This is a genomic window from Holdemanella sp., from assembly GCF_056804935.1.
In genome coordinates this window covers 1-19,140 of record NZ_DBMEXE010000009.1, presented here as the reverse complement: position 1 = coordinate 19,140, position 19,140 = coordinate 1, and the positions used below count along the sequence as shown (strand labels likewise).

Here is a 19,140-nt window from a genome sequence, read left to right as displayed (position 1 = left end):
ATTGTTTGTTTCGAAATTGACGTTTTAGTTTGTATTTTTATTTCCTGTTCAGTTTTCAAAGATCATCTGCACCTCAGCAGTGCTCATCTATATTACCAAATACTTCCCACTTCGTCAAATGTTTTTTTTATTTTTTTCATCTTTTTTACTGTATACGCTTACAACAAGAAAACGAAAAAAATAGAGCTTTTCAACTCTATTTAAAATGCTCATAAGCAATACGATTGATATTTGCCATAACATCGGCACCTTTATCCCCTAAACTCGTTAAAACAACTATACTATATGATGTGTTACATTCTACAAAACCAACACTATTTAAAGCAGAATCATACATACCATACTTTTGAGGCATACTCAATTGTGTATCCCTATCTAGATATTCACCTGGTTCTGCCTCTTCCATATTTTTAATCAAACCTTTATAGTCTTCTTTATAATCATATAAATAAGTCACCACATCATTCATTGTATTAGCCGTTGTAACATTATCCATTGTATAATAATTCTCACTGATAGAATCTGTATATTTTGTCATTGCTTCCTTATATTCTTTCCAGCCACCAAGATTTTCATATAAAATATGACCCGCATCATTATCAGAATATATTATTAAATCATTTAAAAGATCACTTAAAGGAACCTGACTACCGATACCATAATCCGAACTAATAACCCCTGCATCCTCATGCATATATCCACTATATGTAAACGTTGAATCTAATGTATACTCACCCTCATTTACTTTATCATAATATAGCATTGCCAATGGTAATTTATAAATACTCGCTGCAATAAACTCATCCTTCTCATTCATACTATATTTAATGTTATGTTCTAAATCTGTGATACAGTATGCTACTTTTTCATGATCAATACCATTCTCTTGAAAATACGCTTCTATATCTTTTGCCAAAGACATATCAATAAATTGACTATTATCTTGATTTTCAACTTCCGTATTTTGATCTTCTCCGATTTCAGATATCCCCTGATATGCCTTTTTCTCAGTGTTCTTCATTTCAACCGCAAATACACATAGTACAATTAATAATGCAGATAATAGAGAAATAATAATAATTTTGTTTTTCTTATCCATGATAGACCCTTCCAAACTATGAAAAAGAGTCTATACAGACTCTTTTATATATTAATGTTTAAAATGACGAACCCCTGTAAATACCATTGCGATGCCATGTTCATTACATTCATCAATTGAAAGTTGATCCTTAATAGATCCACCTGGCTGAATAATTGCAGTCACACCCGCTTTGATAGCTTCTTGAACTGTATCTGGCATTGGGAAGAAAGCGTCACTTGCCAATACAGAACCTTTTGCCTTTTCACCAGCCTGTTCAATCGCAATCTTAGCTGCACCAACACGGTTCATTTGTCCTGCACCAACACCAACTGTCATATCATCTTTTACCAAGACAATCGCATTTGATTTTACATGCTTAACAACTTTCCAACCAAACAACAATTGCTTGATTTCTTCTTCCGTAGGCTTACGATTTGTCACACATTTTAAATCTTCTTCGTTAATTGTATGCTGATCCATCTCTTGAACCAATAGACCATCATTAACATTTGTATATTTTAACGCACTTGAAACAGATAAGCTAGTATCTAATTTCATTAATCGAATATTTTTCTTACGAGTTAAGATTTCCAACGCTTCGTCAGAGAAGTCTGGCGCAATAATGATTTCCAAGAAAATCTTAGATAATTTTTCTGCCAATCCCTTTTCAACCTTTGCGTTCAACGCTACAATACCACCAAAAATCGAAATTGAGTCAGCCTCATAAGCTTTATCCCAAGCCGCTTCAATATTTTCACCAATACCAACTCCACATGGATTCATGTGTTTAACACCTACAGCTGCATATTGACCTTCAAAATCTTTTAAGATTTCAATAGCCGCATTTCCATCCTGAATATTGTTGTAAGACAATTCTTTACCATGAAGCTGAGTCGCATTTGCCAAAGAATATTGAGGATTCATTCCTTTATAGAAAGCAGCCTTTTGATGAGGATTTTCACCATAACGCAAGTCTTGAACCTTATCAAAAGTAATTGTCATACTTTCTGGGAATTCTTCATGTGTTTTCTTCGTTAAATAATCTGCGATCATCGCATCATAGCGAGCTGTATGACGGAATACTTTTGCAGCTAAACGCTCACGCGTTTCCAATGTTGTTTCTTGGTTTTCTCTAATTTCTTCAAGAACTTTATCATAATCTTTTGGATCACAAAGAACTGGAATACTTTGATAGTTTTTAGAAGCACTACGAAGCATACTAGGACCACCAATATCAATATTTTCAATAATTTCTTCGTGTGTTACACCTGGTTTTAATACAGTTTCTTTAAAAGGATATAGATTCACACAAACCAAATCAATATACTCAATTCCTAATTCTTGTAATTGACGTACATGATCTGGGTTTGAACGAACACAAAGTAATGCACCATGAACTTTTGGATGTAAAGTTTTCACACGACCATCCATAATTTCTGGAAAACCAGTCACATCACTGATTCCAATTGGATGAATTCCAGCTGCCTCAAGGGCTTTTTTTGTTCCTCCAGTAGAAATGATTTCATATCCACAATCTACTAATCCTTGTACAAATTCAACTAAACCAGTTTTATCGGATACACTTACTAATGCTCGCTTCATTATTTTTCCTCCTCTATACTTTTTGCGACTTGTTCAATGACTTGCCAGAACAAATCATATTCCATCGCATGTACATGCGATTCTAATGTTTCAAGATCCCAAGATGGGTCGATTGCTACTCTTTCTTGACGAATAATAGGACCTGTATCTACACCTTCGTCTACGAAATGAACTGTAACTCCAGTTTGTGCTACTTTTGCCTCATACGCATCTGCAATACTATGAGCTCCTGGAAATTCAGGTAAATAAGCCGGATGTAAATTGATGATACGATTTGGATAAGCACTTAATAAAGTATGTCCAATAAAACGCATATATCCACTTAACACAATCAAATCAACCTTTTTTTCTTTTAATACCTCTAAGATTGCCGCTTCATAACCCGCTTTACCATCATATCCCTTTGGATTAAAATAAAACTCTTCTACTCCATGATTATGCGCACGAACTCTAGCATACGCATTTTCTTTATCCGCAATCAAGCATGCACAATTCACATGCAAAGAACCATCTTCAATATGTGACAAGATTGTTTCAAAGTTAGTACCTGAACCACTCGCAAATACCGCAATATTTACCATTGGACATCTACCTGTCCTGTTTCAGTTACTTTACCAACCACATAGCTAGGTTCATTGATTTCATTTAAGGCAGCTTGAACTTTTTCAACATCTGATGGATCCACAGCCATCACAAAGCCAAGTCCCATATTAAATACGTTGTACATTTCTTTCGTAGAAATATCTCCATTTTTTTGAATCAAATCAAAAATTGGAGGTTTTGGGAATGCCTTTGTATCAATTTCAACACCCATACCCTCTTTTAACATACGAGGTACGTTTTCATAGAATCCACCACCTGTGATGTGGCTGCAAGCTTTTAATGTAATACCCGATGCTTTAATATGCTTTAATGCTTTTACATAAATTTTTGTAGGAGCCAATAATGCCTCTCCTAAAGTTTTACCTAATTCATCATAATATGTATTTAATGATTCTTCTGTAATATCAAATACATTACGAACCAATGAGAAACCATTACTGTGAACACCTGTTGAAGGAAGCCCAATTAACACATCTCCTACATTTAGATCCTTACCAGTAATCATATCTTTTTTATCGCATACGCCAACGGCAAAACCTGCTAAATCATAATCTTCTTCTGGCATTAAACCTGGATGTTCTGCCGTTTCTCCACCAATCAAAGCAGCTTCAGATTGTAAACAACCCTCAGACACACCCTTCACAATGTCCGCAATTTTTTCCGGAACATTCTTTCCACATGCGATGTAATCTAAGAAGAATAGTGGTTCTCCACCTGCACATGCGATATCATTCACACACATCGCAACGGCATCAATTCCAATTGTGTCATGCTTATTCATAACCATCGCAAGTTTAACTTTTGTACCACAACCATCTGTACCAGAAAGTAATACAGGCTCTTCCATATCTTTAATTTTAGATAATGAGAAAGCACCAGAGAAACCGCCAAGTCCTCCTAACACTTCTGGACGCATTGTTTTCTTAACATGCTCCTTAATCAATTCAACAGATTTATATCCTGCCTCTAAACTAACGCCTGCTGCTGCATAATGTTCTGCCATACTCTACTCCTTTACCTCATCTTTATAATCTTGTAAATCTTCTGGATATTCACCTGTACAACAAGCTAAACAGCTTGTTTCAGGCACACACTTTTTAAAGTCTTCAACACTTAAGAAACGCAATGAATCCACCTGGAACAATTGTTCCATTTCATCTACTGTATAGTTAAATGCCGCCAAATCTTTTTGTGCCGTTGAATCCGCTCCGTATAAACAAGGATATTTCAACATTGGCGAAGCTATACGTAAGTGCACTTCTTTTGCGCCTGCCTCTTTTAATAATTGACAAATTCGACGTGATGTAAAACCTTTCACAACACTATCATCTACTAAATAAACTCTTTTATCTTTAACAACCGAACTGATCGCATTTAAACGAACACGCATACCTTGCATTCTTTGTTGTTCTGTCGGACGAATAAATGTAGAACCAATATAACGGTTTTTAATCAATCCTGTTTCATATGGTACATTCAATGTTCTGGCAAAACTTGCCGCTGCACTTAAAGCTGAATCAGGAACACCAACAACGATATCCGCTTCAATATTCTCTTCTTTAGCTAAATAATAACCACATTGTTTTCTTACTTCATGAACCGTTAAACCATTATGAACACTGTCCGGTCTAGAATAATATACATACTCTAAAGCACAAGCCTTCGTTTCTGTTTCTTCAATAATCTGACTAGACTTCATACCTTCGCAATTGAAACAAATCAATTCACCTGGATTTACTTCACGAATAAATTCTCCACCAAGAATTGGGAACGAACAAGTTTCGCTACTGATACAATATCCTTCATCTACCTTGGCAATATATAAAGAGCGAATACCATGAGGATCTCTTACTACGTACAAACTGTCTTTTGTGATGACCATAAATGTATAGGCCCCACTCATCATACGACAAGCTTTCGCAATTTTTTCTTCAAAAGAACCTGGATTCAACTGAATCAAATGTGCTAATAATTCTGAATCACTTGTTCCTTGAAAGATCAATCCTTCATTTTCTAATTTCGTTCTTAAAGAAATCGCATTCGTGATCATCCCACTTGATACAACCGCAAAATATCTTTGGTGACTACGCACCATAATCGGCTGAACATTTTCTAATTGAGAATCATTTTTTGTTGCCATTCGAAGCTGACCAATCGCAATATTCCCCTCTAAAGAATTTAACGTATCTTGTTTTAAATTCTCCGACAATAAGCCTAATCCCTTTTTACAAACAACATTTTCTCCATCACTAATTGCTAATCCAACACCATCTTGTCCTCGATGCTGAATGGCATGCATTGCTAAATAGATATTCTGGGCGGCTTGTTCTACATTGAACAAGCCAACAATCCCAGAAGAATCTTGAACTACTTTTTTCAACGTCATTCTACTTCACCTGCTTGTGTGTAAAATAACGAACACCATTTGCGAAAATATCTTGGTCTTTATTTCCAGCAATATTCTGGAACAAGCCTTTTTCATAACGCTCACTGTGACCCATCTTACCAAAGATCTTACCATCTTCAGAGAAGATACCTTCGATAGCCATGCTTGAACCATTTAAGTTGTCTTTTCCATCCATTGTTGGAACACCCTTTTCATTTACATACTGTGTTGCAACCTGACCATTTTCAATCAACTTATTCAATACTTCTTCACTCGCAACAAATTTACCTTCACCATGACTAACAGCAACTGAATATACACTTCCAGCTTTCATACCTGCAAGCCAAGGAGAAGCATTACTTGTAATACGAGTACGTGCAATATGAGAAACGTGACGATTGATATTATTTCTAAATAATGTTGGATTTTCCGCATCCAATTTTTCAATATCACCATAAGGCAATAATCCAGATTTGATCAATGCCTGGAATCCATTACAGATACCTAAGATCAAACCATCATTTGCACGCATTGTATCAATTGCTTGTGCAATCTTTGGATTTCTTAATACGTTCGCAATAAATTTACCTGAACCATCTGGTTCATCACCACTACTAAATCCACCAACAATCATTAAGATTTGTGCTGTACTAATTTCTTTGGCTAAAGTTTCGATACTCTTTTGAATGTTTTCTACAGTTAAGTTATTAAATACAACTTGTTTAACTTCAGCACCAGCACGTTCAAACTTAGCTGTTGTATCAAATTCACAGTTTTGTCCAGGGAAAATAGGAATAATTACTTTTGGTTTTTCCACAACTTCCTTAGACATTGGTACTTCTGCATCATTTAATGGAGTTTCTAAAGTATCTTTTCCTTCATCCACGATCATTGGATAAATTTCACTATAACGCTTTGTCCAAGCCTTTAATGCATCTTCAATTTCAACGGTTTCATCATTTAATACAATCTTAGAATCATCATTTAAAATACCAATCAATTCTAAATGTTCATCTTGAATGCTTTCTGTAGCTTCCACGATCATTGAACCCAAATTGAATCCATATACATCTTCTTCTGTGCTGATCGCAACACCAACTTTAGATCCAAATGCCATTTTCGCAATAGTTGCACCTAGACCACCAAATTTAATTGTGCTTGCCGCAACAATTTTCTTTTCTTGCATTAATTTATGAACCGTTTCAAAATTTTCTTTTAATTGTTCATAGTTTGGAACATTATTTTTAACTGGCGTATGCTTTACTAAATATACATAGTCTCCAGGATTTTTAAATGAAGCCGAAACAATATCATCTGTTTTAGCTGTTGTTACCGCAAATGTAATCACTGTTGGTGGTACATGAATATCTTTATACGTTCCACTCATAGAGTCTTTTCCACCAATACTTGGTGTTTCAAATGCCAATTGAGCATCAATCAAACCTAATAAAGCTTCAAATGGTTGTCCCCATTTTTGTGCATCGGCACCTAAATGTTCAAAATATTCCTGATTTGATAAACGACACTTCTTATAGTCAGCACCCAATGCTGTAATACGAGCTAATGCTTCAACAACTGAATAGCTAGCACCTAAATATGGAGAATATTTAGATACTTTTGGATCATATCCATATGTCATAACCGAACATGTGTTTGTCATTCCATGCACTGGTAATTTTTGTACAGAACCTTCTTCAGGAGTTAATTGATATTTACCTCCAAAAGGCATCAACACTGTACTCTTACCGATAGAAGCATCAAACATTTCTGCCAAACCAATTTGACTTGCGACATTCGCATCTTGTAATACTGTATTTAAATCTGAGTTTACTGCATCAAATGGATGTTCATCATATTCATTTTCGCAAACATCAACAATCTGGTGCTGGCGAACACCGTTCGTATCCAAGAATGCACGAGACATATCAACAATTGTTTCCCCACGCCATTTCATGACTAAACGATTTGTATCTGTTACATCTGCAACTTTGATAGCCTCTAAGTTTTCTTTATATGCTTCTTCTTTGAATTTTTCAAAATCCTTAGCCTCGATACATACAGCCATACGCTCTTGTGATTCACTAATAGCTAATTCTGTACCATCTAAACCTTGATATTTAACTGGAACTGCATCTAAGTTGATATTCAAACCATCTGCAAGTTCACCTACGGCAACACTAACTCCACCTGCTCCAAAGTCATTCGCCTTTTTAATTAATTTTGTACAAGTAGGATTTCTAAATAAACGCTGTAATTTACGTTCAATCAAGGCATTTCCCTTTTGAACTTCACTTGAACATTTTTCCAAACTTGTTTCATTATGTTCTTTACTAGAACCTGTAGCTCCACCGATTCCATCACGACCAGTAGCTCCACCAATCATAACGATAATATCGCCAGCTTCTGGTTTTTCACGTTTAACATGTGATTTAGGAGCCGCACCTACAACAGCACCAACTTCCATACGTTTCGCAACATAGCCATCATCATAAATTTCATCTACGAATGTAGTTGCCAAACCAATTTGGTTACCATAACTTGAATAACCTTGAGCAGCGGTTTTTGAAATCTTAGATTGAGGTAATTTGTGTTCTAATGTTTCACTAATTGGTTTTGTGATATCTCCAGCCCCTGTAATACGCATAGCTTGATATACATAGCTACGTCCTGATAATGGATCACGAATAGCTCCACCAATACATGTACTTGCTCCACCAAATGGTTCAATTTCTGTTGGGTGGTTATGTGTTTCATTTTTAAACATCAACAACCATTGTTCATCTTTTCCATCTACATCCACTGTAATTTCTACACTGCACGCATTGATTTCATCGGTAATCTCCATATCATCAAGTTTACCTTGTTTACGAAGATACTTGCCGGCGATAGTAGCCATGTCCATCAATGTTTTTTCTTTACGATTTCCATGAACTTCCTGACGTAATTTTAAATATTTATCATAAGAAGCCTGTAACTCACCTGATAATGTATCCAAATGGAAACATACATCATCTAATACAGTTTCAAAAGTAGTATGACGACAGTGATCTGACCAATATGTATCTAACACACGTAGTTCAGTCATTGTGCAATCTCTTTTTTCTTCTTTTTCGAAGTAACGTTGAACATGCTCAATGTCCGCTTGAGACATGGCCAACCCTAAAGTCTGACGTAAAGAATCTAATTCTTCTTTACTCATTTTTGTAAATCCTTCTAATACAGGAACATCTTTTACTTCAACGTCCTGATCATCCACTAATACAGAAAGGTCTTTAACACGTGCTTCAACAGGGTTAACAATATAATGTGTGATTTTATTAAGTGTTTCTTCATCTACTGGGTTTGCGAACACTAATAAAGTACCTGAATGAATACGTACTGTTTGTTTGTTGTTTAAAAGCATCAAACATTGCATTGCACTGTCTGCTCTTTGATCATATTGACCAGGCAAAAATTCATATGCCAAATATGATTTACCTGTTAAATCTACAGAATCATATACATCATCTGTAACAACTTCGCTACAAACATTTTTCTTTAATAATTCAATATCATTTTCGTCGGCATCAAAAATATCATATAAATTGTATTTTGTAAGACCAAAATCTTCTTTTAAAGATAAAGATTGTCTTAATTCAGCCGCTAACGATTCACTTTCAACTTGAAACTGTTCTTTTTTATGAACAAAAATACGAGTATCCATTTCCTTCTCCTTATTCAACAATTGACTGTTCTAATACTTTTTGTGCTTGTTCTTTTTTAAATTCAACAATCTTATCCTGTAATGACTTATCATTAAGTCCAATCATCTGACAAGCTAAGATAGCTGCATTTCTTGCCCCCGATTTACCAATTGCGACAGTCGCAACAGGAACTCCTTGAGGCATTTGTACTGTTGATAATAATGAATCCAATCCACCTAAAGCAGATGTCTGAATAGGGATTCCAATAACTGGCAACGGTGTAGAGCTAGCTAAAACTCCAGCTAAATGTGCTGCTCCTCCAGCTGCCGCAATAATAACCTGAATTCCACGTTCACACGCTGTCTTTGACAATTCCAAAACTGCTTCCGGCGTACGGTGAGCACTTAACACACGAACTTCATAGCCAACTTGAAAGTCGTCTAATTGTTTCATGCAGCCTTCCATACTAGGTAAGTCTGAACGAGACCCCATCACAATTAAAACACGCTTTGTTTCCATAAATGACCTTCCTTTCAAAACAAAAAAAGCGCACCTATAGTAGGCACGCTTAAAAAAGCAATTCTTCTCTATCAATTGTGGTAAATCTTCTTAAGACCATAAGTAAGACCTCCAAAATCAGAAAAACACTTCTGCAACATTATAATACCTAAAATCAACTCAAATGACAACCTATATTTCATGAAAGTTGTACTCTAGGTGTTAACAATTTATATTTTCTTAAATCAAATACATAAACAATTGAACTCAATCCCCAAGTAATCGGATACAACCAATGCGTTAAATACAAGCTGTGTACGCTCTGTCCTATCGTCATTAAAACAACCACACGAACAGCACACCAACATACAAGCATGACCACCATTGGCATCACAGGACGTCCCAATCCTCTTAAAAGGCTAGAAGCCACATGTGAAAAGCCTAAAAGAACATAGAAGAAGGCACAAATTTTAGCACGATCTACTCCAATCGCAATTACATCTGGATTTTGGTTAAAGAAAGATATAAATAAAAATAAAGAGAAACCACCTAAGAAATAAAAACCCTCCCCATACAAGAAAAGCCTGCACCAACATTAAGTTAGTACAGGACTATATTTTGCCCTAATATCCATTAGGATACATCATATGTTATTTATTTACAATATAAGCTGTCGCTATAGATTGAGCCCAATTATAAATAGATGTTGTATGCATTCCTTTGATATTCTTATTTCTTAAACAATATGTTTTAGTTGAATCCACAGGCAAATAACCACATAGTTCACTTTGGCGAACTAAAGCATTATGATAATTCTCTTTAGACACTTCATTATCGGAAGTATACATACCGGCATCTAGATAAGCGTCTAGTTGTTCATCACTCAAACGACCAAAGTTATTTGTGGCTCCCGTTCTTAAGATAAAGTTAATGCCTGTATCGTCTGGTGAGCCATAAGAGAAACCTAGATATGTTGCATCCCAACTATCTGTTTGAGCATCATCCTGCACAGTATTGATGACTGTATTAAATTCAACTGTATTGGCTTTAAAATCAATACCAATCGCATTTAAACACTTCTGTAAAACCGGAATTAAAGAATCCAAAGAATCCTTATCCTTATTTGCCAAGAAACGAATGGTTAATTTTTCACCATCTTTATAACGATATCCATCATCTGCCAATGTATATCCTGCATCCTCTAAGATTTGATTGGCCTTTTCAACATCATAATCATAATAAGTGACACCATCCACTTTTTCTTCATTACGAATCATTTTTCCATTATTTAAAGAAACAGGATTTCCAAAAGTACCAGGCTTATAAGCCATACCATCAATTTGATAGTAATTATCAATATATTCTTGCGCATTAAATCCATATCCGATGGCTTTTCTTACCACAACATCACTACAAGCTCCCGCATAAGAGTTAAAGATAATAAAACTTTCACGATCACTCGGATAAGAATCAACAGACAAACTCTTATTCTTTTGTACAGATTTAATTTTATTTGCCTCAATCACATCCGGAATATAGTCCACCGTTCCATTTTCCAATTCTTTGACTTCCGTTGAAGTATCAGTCTTTTTAATCATAATCTTAGAAATTTGATACTGTCCTTTTTTCGCCTTAAACTTTGAATTTGAAACTAAACTAACCCCACTTGTCTTCTCAAACTTCTTTAATACATAAGCACCCGTTCCAATTGGCTTACTATTCTTCTTTTCAATACTTTCTGTTTTTCCTTTTTTATAATTTAAATATTCTGAACTACAAATCTTCTGTGTTCCAAGTGTAGAAACCGCATCAATTCTAGGCTTATCCAAATGGAAAACAACTGTATAGTTATCTGGTGTTTCAACCCCAGTAAAGCTAGATGCATCTGCATCATGATATTCACTATAACCATCTAAAAAATCAACGTTGTTCGCAAAACGACCTGTATAGCTTGAATCGGCCATAACAGTAAATGTTGTCTGCACATCTTTTGAAGTAAACTTGGATCCATCACTAAACTGGATACCTTTCTTTAATTTAAATGTCATTGTTTTTCCATCTTCACTGATTTCAGGTAAGGACTTAGCCAAATCTGCAACTAACTCTCCTTTTTTGTTGTATTTCAACAACCCTTGATACACTAAATCCACCACATAATGATCATTTGTCGTTTGGTAATACATGGGCGAAAAAGTTCCGTTCATTTCTGAACTCAGCCCAACTGTCAACACTTGATCATTACCTGCAGCTTTTGCGCTACATCCACACATCAATAAAGCCATTCCACATGCTAATAATTTTTTATACATTCTCTTTTACCTCCTAATTATTTATTCTTTGTACCACCACCAGTCAGCTAACACTTTTCATCACTCTCCTTATAAATAAAAAATCCTGCATCAAATTAAAAATTTGACACAGGACAGAATATCAAAATAATCTGCGGTACCACCTGAATTGGTATAGTTATACCCACCTCTAGAATGCCATCACATTCGATCCATTTAACGCACGGAACACGTCGCAGCTACTCAGAAACACTTTTCACCTTGCCCTTGAAAGTCCATTTGCTAAGTCGTAATAATCTAGCTTCCACCCTGACTAGAATCTCTTTATATCCGGTTCTTAGTTTGATCTCTTTCGCATCAGTTGCCTATAGAATACACCTGATAAAGCATATTTTCAATAGCTTTTTCAAATTATTTACATTTTCTTACATTAAAGATTGTTCTGTTCTACCAATAATATCGTCTTGCGTCTTTTTAGAAAGCACATTAAAGAAAGCACTATATCCGGCTACACGAACAATTAAATCCTTATGTTTTTCAGGGTGCTTCTGTGCATCAATCAAAGTTTCTTTAGAAACAATGTTATATTGCACGTGATATCCATGTAAACGATTAAAGAAAGTTTTAATCAGCAATTCTAATTTTTGTCGATTTTCTTCAGTCGACAACATTTGAGGTGTCATTTTTTGATTTAGCAGAACGCCACCCGTAATTTTATTTGTACGAAGCTTAGACACACTTTTAAACACAGCTGTAGGTCCATTTTTATCGCTATTATGCGCTGGACTGCAACCTTCTGCCAAAGGTTCGAATGCATTTCGTCCATCTGGCGTAGCCATCGTTGACATACCTTGTCCAACATTCGCACTAATTGAAGAAGTTCCTGCGTAACGAATTCCGCCAATTGGTCCTCTATTATAACGTGTATTTGGATATTTTTCGATTTCTTCAATATAAGAATCATAAGCTTCCACAATTAACTGATCGACATAATCATCATCATTTCCATATTTTGGAGCTTCACGAATCAACATTTCCTGAATTTTTTTGTTTTCAGGTGATGAAAAATCATCTAAGATTGCATCCCAAAGCTCTTGTTTTGTGATTTTCTTTTCTTCATACACTAACTTCTTTATAGCTGCCAAACAATCTGCCATGTTCGCAATTCCTACTTGAAGTCCTGAAATAAAATCATAGACCGCTCCACCTTCTTTGATTGTTTTGCCTCTGGCAATACAATCATCTGTCAAAGCCGAACAAAGAATGTCTGGCACATCTCTTTCAGAGGCCTTATCAATTACATTTTCTACAATAACACTATATCGAGTAATTTCCCTTATTGTTTTATCCCATGCTTTTAAAAGTTCTTCATAACTTTCCATTTCCGTAAAATAGCCATATCCTTTTGTAAAACGTTTATTACTTGTAAGATCCACACCGTTATTCATCGTACACAAAAGCATTCTTGGAAAATTGATATAAGACATTCCCGTACAACGGTAACCCCATTTACCTGGAACTGCTGTTTCTACTGCATTTTTCCCCTTAATCACTTCCGTTTAGATGCTCGAAAACCGCATAAAATCGTTTTAATTTTCCCATTAATCTCTTCCCTTTACTTAAATCCGGTATGGAAATAAACATTTATTTTAAATATGCCCCCGATTTTACATTTTCCCGAATTAGTAGGATTTTATCCTCCGGCAGCAAATTTCCTTTCCTGAAGACTGTTTTGTTTTTCAAAGGGTGTTGGAGAAATAAAAAGCCTGCCAAAATAGCAAGCCTTTCACTTTTACATTGTTTTCGTAAATTGTTACAATTCTTTTATCTATCTTTCTTCCATATCAAATTCCAATTCCCGTTTCCGTAGATATTGCAATGCAGGGAAAAGATTTTCTTCGTATCTTATTTGAATAAGCCTTTCATAGAATTCTTTCTCTACGTCTCCAATTCCTGGCGTGTCGTTAATAATTCCAGAAATTTCATTAAGATCAATGCGTGGAACAATTCTATTTACGGCTTTATCACAGTCTTTGTTTATGTGTGATGAGATATACTGATGTGCATTGATTCTCTTCCCTGGTGCCCTTTCATAAATGCAAGGACGCATAAGTGAAATTTCCTGCATATTACCAGAAAGAAATTCTCTCATTTGTCTCTCAGATAATTTTCCATTAAAACAATTTCCACAATCAAATACCGGTGCAATGCGAAATGAGTTTTCTGTAGAACGAATAAGCCCCCAATTTTCATTATTACGATCAGGGTTTCCGATTAAAGAATCCACAATAAACATATCCCAAAATCGCTTTTTAATATCCGGGAACTGTCTTAGCAATGGATGTTCATTCATAGTTCGAATAATTTCGTCAAGATTTGTTCCAGTCCCATTGGTAATATCTCCCCGAGGATCTGTAAAAGCTGGCTCAAAGGTTGCCTTTATATCTTTAAACGGAACAAATATCTCTCCTGGTTTAAGGAAATCGCGGCAGGCAACTACAATCTTATCATTCCTTACTCCAAGGTATGTTTTTTGTGTATCGATTCCAATGCTTTTAAATATTTCGCATCCAAGGTGTTCACATACAGGGCTATTCGAATAGCTTATTTCGACATTTTTCATATGTGCATCTTTTAGTTTACCTGGATATTTCAGCATATAGTCAACGCCTTTAATCGTAATTCCTATCTTTACGCCTGCGGTTCCACCATATGTTTTGAAATTTTGTTCATATCCATTGAAGTTATACAATTTCATCGCAATCCATACCTCCTAAACAGAAGATTAAGCTGTTCATCTGTTATATTGCCGTTAATATAACTTTGCTTAGCAGTTGCCTCGAATATTTCCAATACCAATGCAAAATGGAGATCATTTCCACTGGAAAAATCTTTGTCAAGCTCTTTGATATCGTTTTGTAATGATAACGGTAAACGGAAGTCAATTACAATATTGTTATCTAAATACATATTCGTTCCTCCTCGTTTTTCCGATGTTGAGTTTCTAAACCTATTATGTATCAACGTATTGTCTTTGCTTAATAAAATAGCTTCAGACCACTCATTAATCTGTTTTAATGTGCCTACTGTCTCAAGTTTTTGTTTCGCAATTCCTCTTGTATCTATCATATCACTTTTTCATCCTTTCGTAAACTTTGTTTTGTTTTAACGACAGTATCCCGAATATTATCAAATAGAAAAAAGGCCTGCTAAACGGCAGACCTTCCACTTTAACATTGTTACGTTGGTTTTTCTTATTGCGTTATTTTTCCGGGAAGTTGTAACCGCACAAAATCATTCGATTTTTCAGCTCTTCCACAGTAATTCCAAGGCGCTTAGAACCAACTTCAGGAGTTAAAAGCAAATCTTGAACTAAACTGTATATCATAAGATTACCGCCTTCTGCACGACCTTCTATCATACTTTTTTGCTTCATTTCATTCAATGCGTTACACACAATCGTCCTACCTCCTTCTTTTTTTCCGTAAAGACTTGGTTCACCGGTTAATATAGCCGTAAGATTCCATATCGAGTTTGATATACGTCTTCTCCTTTTCCTGTTCCATTCTTGTATTGTTACATCTATAATGTGCCAGAAAATCTGCGACGTAGAAAAAGGCCCGCCAAACCGGCAGACCTTCCTCTTTAAAAGCGTTTACTTATTCACATACTTTGTTGCTTCGTCACGAGAAAAATTGAATTTTTCCATAACTTTTTCAATAATAGCTTCACTTGAAATGCCGAACTCTTCAAGCGAAGATATTAAAACCTTTATTGAATTGATTCTTTCTTCTTCACGAACTTCCTCTTTGCCCTTATTTACCGCTCTTTCCATTACATCACACATCTTAATGTCCTCCTTCTTTTCTGTTTCAGAAAATTTTACATTATACCTGTCGTCTCCGGTCAGCACCTGCAGAAGTTTCAACATTTCGTCTACATGCTTTATTTTGTGCTCATCCGGCACATAGTCTTTGTTTTTCCTTTTCTGAACAAAGAAATCTGCAACTATTCGAAAATCACTTTGGAACATCTGCACCGTTTCATCATCTAAAAAAGCAATGTTAAAGATATTTGCCTTGTAGTCATTTACATATGGCTCCAGTTCCTTTGGAATATCAATAACCCCTTTCAGATTATGAGGTGATGACCATTCTTTCATCCCAAAGTGAAGTACCAGTGACACGACCGGAACAATGGGATTCTCATCATTTTCCGACAACAGCTGCCGTCGGTAAGAAGCTCCATCGTAGCTAAAAACTCTTAATGGCATATATTTCTCTTCTGCAGTCTGGTTTTCCAGTCCGCAGATTGCAACAAGAACGTTACCATCCTGCCAATATTTAGCCACATCCCTTTCCTGTTCATGCAGTTTTCCAGCTTCGGCCTTATACTGTGATTTTACTTTTGTTTCTTTCAATGATTCTTCTTTCACGATCCGATTTCCGCGAAATAAAAGAACATTGACAATGTCTGCGAAGACGTCATTGTAGTCTTCCAATAATTTTTCTGTTATGTCTTTTTGTCCCATAGATTGTTATCCTTTCCCTAATCTGATGCAAAAAACGATCAGGGAAAGCTCATAAGCATCCCTGATCTAAAGTTTCAGGGATTCCCCTATTCTGCTGGATTTATATTTATTCCTCTTATCCTTATCATACAAAACATTATTTGTATCGTCAACCAGTTCACGATTGACAGAATATTAGAATCCTTCCAGCGTTTTTGTTGTTATGTTGTAATCATAGTTGTTTCCTCCTTTTTCTGACTCCAATTTTTCTATGTTTCATTTATAATATGTTAGATAATCTCCATCGTAGAAAAAAGGCTCGATGAACAGCAGAACCTTCCACTTTTAACTAAATGCTATTCCATGGCTTTGTCGATAATTTGCTACCATAAGTTGCCCCTCACTTTTTTATATTTGTTCTTACTTTTTATATATGTCAGAATATCCCAAATACTTATTTCTTCCATACAGCAAAAAAAGACACCAGCTTTTTGCCAGTGTCTTCGTCTTACGGATGCCCTACCATCCCTCGTTTGAAATTCGTATACTGTACATTCTTTACAATCACACCATCAGGAAATCGCACATCCATATCATCGCTTTTACGATACGAAATAATCTCTGCTTCAAGTCCGCATTTCATAATTCTCTTTTCGCCGATACGGAACTTCCCTCTATTTCTTCTGGAGTCCTGCGGCCTTGCAACACGCCCTTCCGTAAAATTTTTGTAATCAATATGCTCCGCAACCGAACCGTCCTCAAAAAGAACATCCATATCTATATGTTTTCGATATGCAATAATTGTAGCTTTGAGCCCATTGTTCATAATACCTGTTTCTCCGACACGATCAATCGGAGGCCTGATGGACCCGTTTAAAAATTCTTTATATGCTGCATGCCTGGCAATATAGCCATCTTCAAACCTAACATCAATATCGGCATAAGCTCCATACCGAATAATCTCAGCTTCAAGCCCGCAGTTCATGGTTCTCTTTTCTCCAAGTCTGCGCTTTGCCTGTTCTTCAGGTGTGTCATCGGGACGGCCGATCATTCCTAACTTAAAATTCGTATAAGTCGTGTGTTTGGCAACAGCTCCATCCTCAAACTCTACATCTAAATCCATCGAAGACCGATAAGCAATAATCCTGCATGTTTCACCACTATTCATTGTGGCTTTCCTGCCGATTCTGTCCCGATACTTATAATTGCACTTGTCACATAACTGTCTTTTTGTAAGACCACGAGCATTCAGCGGCAGTATATATTCCCTTCCGCATGGTCTGTGACGGATTCTGACATGAGCTTCATCCTCGTATCCAGTCACCTCGTATTCTCCGTTCCAGGAAAGATCTATTCTTTTCTGCAGCAGCTCCAGGCCATCATATTTCCTCTCGCATATCGGACATTCATATCCATAAGACCTGGCCAGGCCGAAGGAATGGTAAATCGTCCCGCAGTGCGGACATGTATTGCTTGCAATCTGACATCCTTCTTTTTCTCTTCCTTTGATCTGCTCTATGAACTCGTCAGGCTCATACTTTTCACAGAAAGCTTTGATAATGCAGTTAATTGTCAGCCTGTCCAGTATCAATCGTCCGGTCTTCGTACCGGCAAGCAGGTCTTTTATATCATCTAACGTGACTTTTGGCTGATGCAGATAAACCTGGTAGAGGAATTTCGCATACCGGAGGCTTTCTTCATCTGCTGGAACAACCGGTTTATCGCTGTCATAGATTGAGTAAATCTGTAACCTGCAGCCATGCTTTGCACAGGCTGTTACACCATGGAGCGAATGCCACGCTCTGATATAGGGACGTCCCCCATTTGCCATGTCTTCAGCCAGGCATTCCGGACAGCACCTCAGTACTTTGCAATGATTCTTTTTATTGCCTGGAATCATATGAAAATCTTCCGCCTGCCGGATGACCTGCTCTGCCACAAGAACATTCATGCTTTCATTACGAAACGGCATCATCGTGCTGAATTCTGAGTGCCTCGACATAATCTCTTCCAGCGTCGGAAACTTATCACCTTCATATTTTCTACAGATATTCTCAAGCTCTAACAATTCCGTACTTCCCTCTAAAGTAACAGAGAAAGCCTTTTTTGACATTCCGTTAACTGAAAACAAAGCTTCCAGCCATGACACAATGTTCTCATCCGGATATATCCGGAACCATATTGGAAACCTGTATTTGTTCAATCGTATACACCCCTTTCTTTCATCTCTTTACATACCCATGATTCACCAGATCCTGCAGGATATTTCTTTCTTCCCTGGTAATTGTCCTGCCCTCGAATCCATCTTCGGAAGCGGTCCAGCAGCCTTTCTCATCAACGCCTGCCTTCACAGCATCATAGATTCTTATTCGGATGCTCTTTGGTAATCTCATAAGTAAATTTTTCTCCTTCACTAATAATTAAACAGTTGGAGATAAACTCCTCTAAGAACCGTACGTGCAGTTTTCCCGCATACGGCTCCCCACTGT

Annotated in this window: 15 protein-coding genes; all 15 read right to left on the bottom strand. The window is 36.4% G+C overall.

Annotated features, from left to right (window positions below; translation table 11 throughout):
• Positions 1-196 precede the first annotated feature (196 nt).
• Positions 197-1,099: a serine hydrolase gene (locus tag ACZQCL_RS01085; RefSeq protein ID WP_482481595.1), complete on the bottom strand. Its 903-nt coding sequence runs from the start codon at positions 1,097-1,099 to the stop codon at positions 197-199.
• A 51-nt stretch (positions 1,100-1,150) separates the two neighbouring features.
• On the bottom strand, positions 1,151-2,683 hold the full coding sequence (gene purH, locus ACZQCL_RS01080) for a bifunctional phosphoribosylaminoimidazolecarboxamide formyltransferase/IMP cyclohydrolase (RefSeq protein WP_302130026.1): 1,533 nt from the start codon (positions 2,681-2,683) through the stop codon (positions 1,151-1,153).
• A complete protein-coding gene (purN, locus tag ACZQCL_RS01075; RefSeq protein ID WP_117926476.1) occupies positions 2,683-3,264 on the bottom strand; it encodes a phosphoribosylglycinamide formyltransferase in 582 nt (193 codons plus the stop codon). The genes purH and purN overlap by 1 nt, the downstream gene beginning before the upstream one ends.
• Complete coding sequence (gene purM / locus ACZQCL_RS01070; RefSeq protein WP_337619598.1) at positions 3,258-4,289, bottom strand: phosphoribosylformylglycinamidine cyclo-ligase; 1,032 nt, start codon at positions 4,287-4,289, stop codon at positions 3,258-3,260. Before purM ends, purN begins: the two co-directional genes overlap by 7 nt.
• A 3-nt stretch (positions 4,290-4,292) precedes the next feature.
• The gene (gene purF, locus ACZQCL_RS01065) at positions 4,293-5,672 is read right to left on the bottom strand and encodes an amidophosphoribosyltransferase (protein WP_227994144.1); all 1,380 of its coding nucleotides are present in this window, start codon (positions 5,670-5,672) and stop codon (positions 4,293-4,295) included.
• A 1-nt stretch (position 5,673) separates the two neighbouring features.
• On the bottom strand, positions 5,674-9,375 hold the full coding sequence (locus ACZQCL_RS01060; protein ID WP_482481592.1) for a phosphoribosylformylglycinamidine synthase: 3,702 nt from the start codon (positions 9,373-9,375) through the stop codon (positions 5,674-5,676).
• A 10-nt stretch (positions 9,376-9,385) separates the two neighbouring features.
• The gene (gene purE / locus ACZQCL_RS01055; RefSeq protein ID WP_003865622.1) at positions 9,386-9,874 is read right to left on the bottom strand and encodes a 5-(carboxyamino)imidazole ribonucleotide mutase; all 489 of its coding nucleotides are present in this window, start codon (positions 9,872-9,874) and stop codon (positions 9,386-9,388) included.
• 178 nt (positions 9,875-10,052) lie between these two features.
• Positions 10,053-10,430, bottom strand: a complete 378-nt coding sequence (locus ACZQCL_RS01050) for an MATE family efflux transporter (protein ID WP_482481590.1) — start codon at positions 10,428-10,430, stop codon at positions 10,053-10,055.
• A 73-nt stretch (positions 10,431-10,503) separates the two neighbouring features.
• On the bottom strand, positions 10,504-12,162 hold the full coding sequence (locus tag ACZQCL_RS01045) for an ABC transporter substrate-binding protein (protein ID WP_482481588.1): 1,659 nt from the start codon (positions 12,160-12,162) through the stop codon (positions 10,504-10,506).
• Between the two features lie 404 nt (positions 12,163-12,566).
• Entirely contained in the window at positions 12,567-13,694 is a 1,128-nt protein-coding gene (locus tag ACZQCL_RS01040) for a pyruvate formate lyase family protein (protein WP_482481586.1), read from the bottom strand.
• Positions 13,695-13,969: 275 nt separating this feature from the next.
• Positions 13,970-14,899 carry a HipA domain-containing protein gene (locus tag ACZQCL_RS01035; protein ID WP_482481585.1) on the bottom strand — a complete coding sequence of 310 codons (930 nt, stop codon included), beginning with the start codon at positions 14,897-14,899 and terminating at the stop codon, positions 13,970-13,972.
• Complete coding sequence (locus ACZQCL_RS01030; protein ID WP_217798638.1) at positions 14,896-15,270, bottom strand: hypothetical protein; 375 nt, start codon at positions 15,268-15,270, stop codon at positions 14,896-14,898. Before ACZQCL_RS01030 ends, ACZQCL_RS01035 begins: the two co-directional genes overlap by 4 nt.
• Positions 15,271-15,403: 133 nt before the next feature.
• A complete protein-coding gene (locus ACZQCL_RS01025; RefSeq protein WP_176926303.1) occupies positions 15,404-15,598 on the bottom strand; it encodes a hypothetical protein in 195 nt (64 codons plus the stop codon).
• Positions 15,599-15,796: 198 nt separating this feature from the next.
• Positions 15,797-16,672 (bottom strand): Rpn family recombination-promoting nuclease/putative transposase, encoded by an 876-nt coding sequence (locus ACZQCL_RS01020; protein ID WP_482481582.1) that lies wholly within the window; start codon positions 16,670-16,672, stop codon positions 15,797-15,799.
• 487 nt (positions 16,673-17,159) lie between these two features.
• A complete protein-coding gene (locus tag ACZQCL_RS01015; protein ID WP_482481580.1) occupies positions 17,160-18,854 on the bottom strand; it encodes a TniQ family protein in 1,695 nt (564 codons plus the stop codon).
• Positions 18,855-19,140 lie beyond the last annotated feature (286 nt).

Coding starts and splice junctions, on each gene's coding strand:
- ACZQCL_RS01085 (WP_482481595.1), bottom strand. CDS start 1,099: ATGGATAAGAAAAACAAAATTATTATTATTTCTCTATTATCTGCATTA.
- purH (WP_302130026.1), bottom strand. CDS start 2,683: ATGAAGCGAGCATTAGTAAGTGTATCCGATAAAACTGGTTTAGTTGAA.
- purN (WP_117926476.1), bottom strand. CDS start 3,264: ATGGTAAATATTGCGGTATTTGCGAGTGGTTCAGGTACTAACTTTGAA.
- purM (WP_337619598.1), bottom strand. CDS start 4,289: ATGGCAGAACATTATGCAGCAGCAGGCGTTAGTTTAGAGGCAGGATAT.
- purF (WP_227994144.1), bottom strand. CDS start 5,672: ATGACGTTGAAAAAAGTAGTTCAAGATTCTTCTGGGATTGTTGGCTTG.
- ACZQCL_RS01060 (WP_482481592.1), bottom strand. CDS start 9,375: ATGGATACTCGTATTTTTGTTCATAAAAAAGAACAGTTTCAAGTTGAA.
- purE (WP_003865622.1), bottom strand. CDS start 9,874: ATGGAAACAAAGCGTGTTTTAATTGTGATGGGGTCTCGTTCAGACTTA.
- ACZQCL_RS01045 (WP_482481588.1), bottom strand. CDS start 12,162: ATGTATAAAAAATTATTAGCATGTGGAATGGCTTTATTGATGTGTGGA.
- ACZQCL_RS01035 (WP_482481585.1), bottom strand. CDS start 14,899: ATGAAATTGTATAACTTCAATGGATATGAACAAAATTTCAAAACATAT.
- ACZQCL_RS01030 (WP_217798638.1), bottom strand. CDS start 15,270: ATGATAGATACAAGAGGAATTGCGAAACAAAAACTTGAGACAGTAGGC.
- ACZQCL_RS01020 (WP_482481582.1), bottom strand. CDS start 16,672: ATGGGACAAAAAGACATAACAGAAAAATTATTGGAAGACTACAATGAC.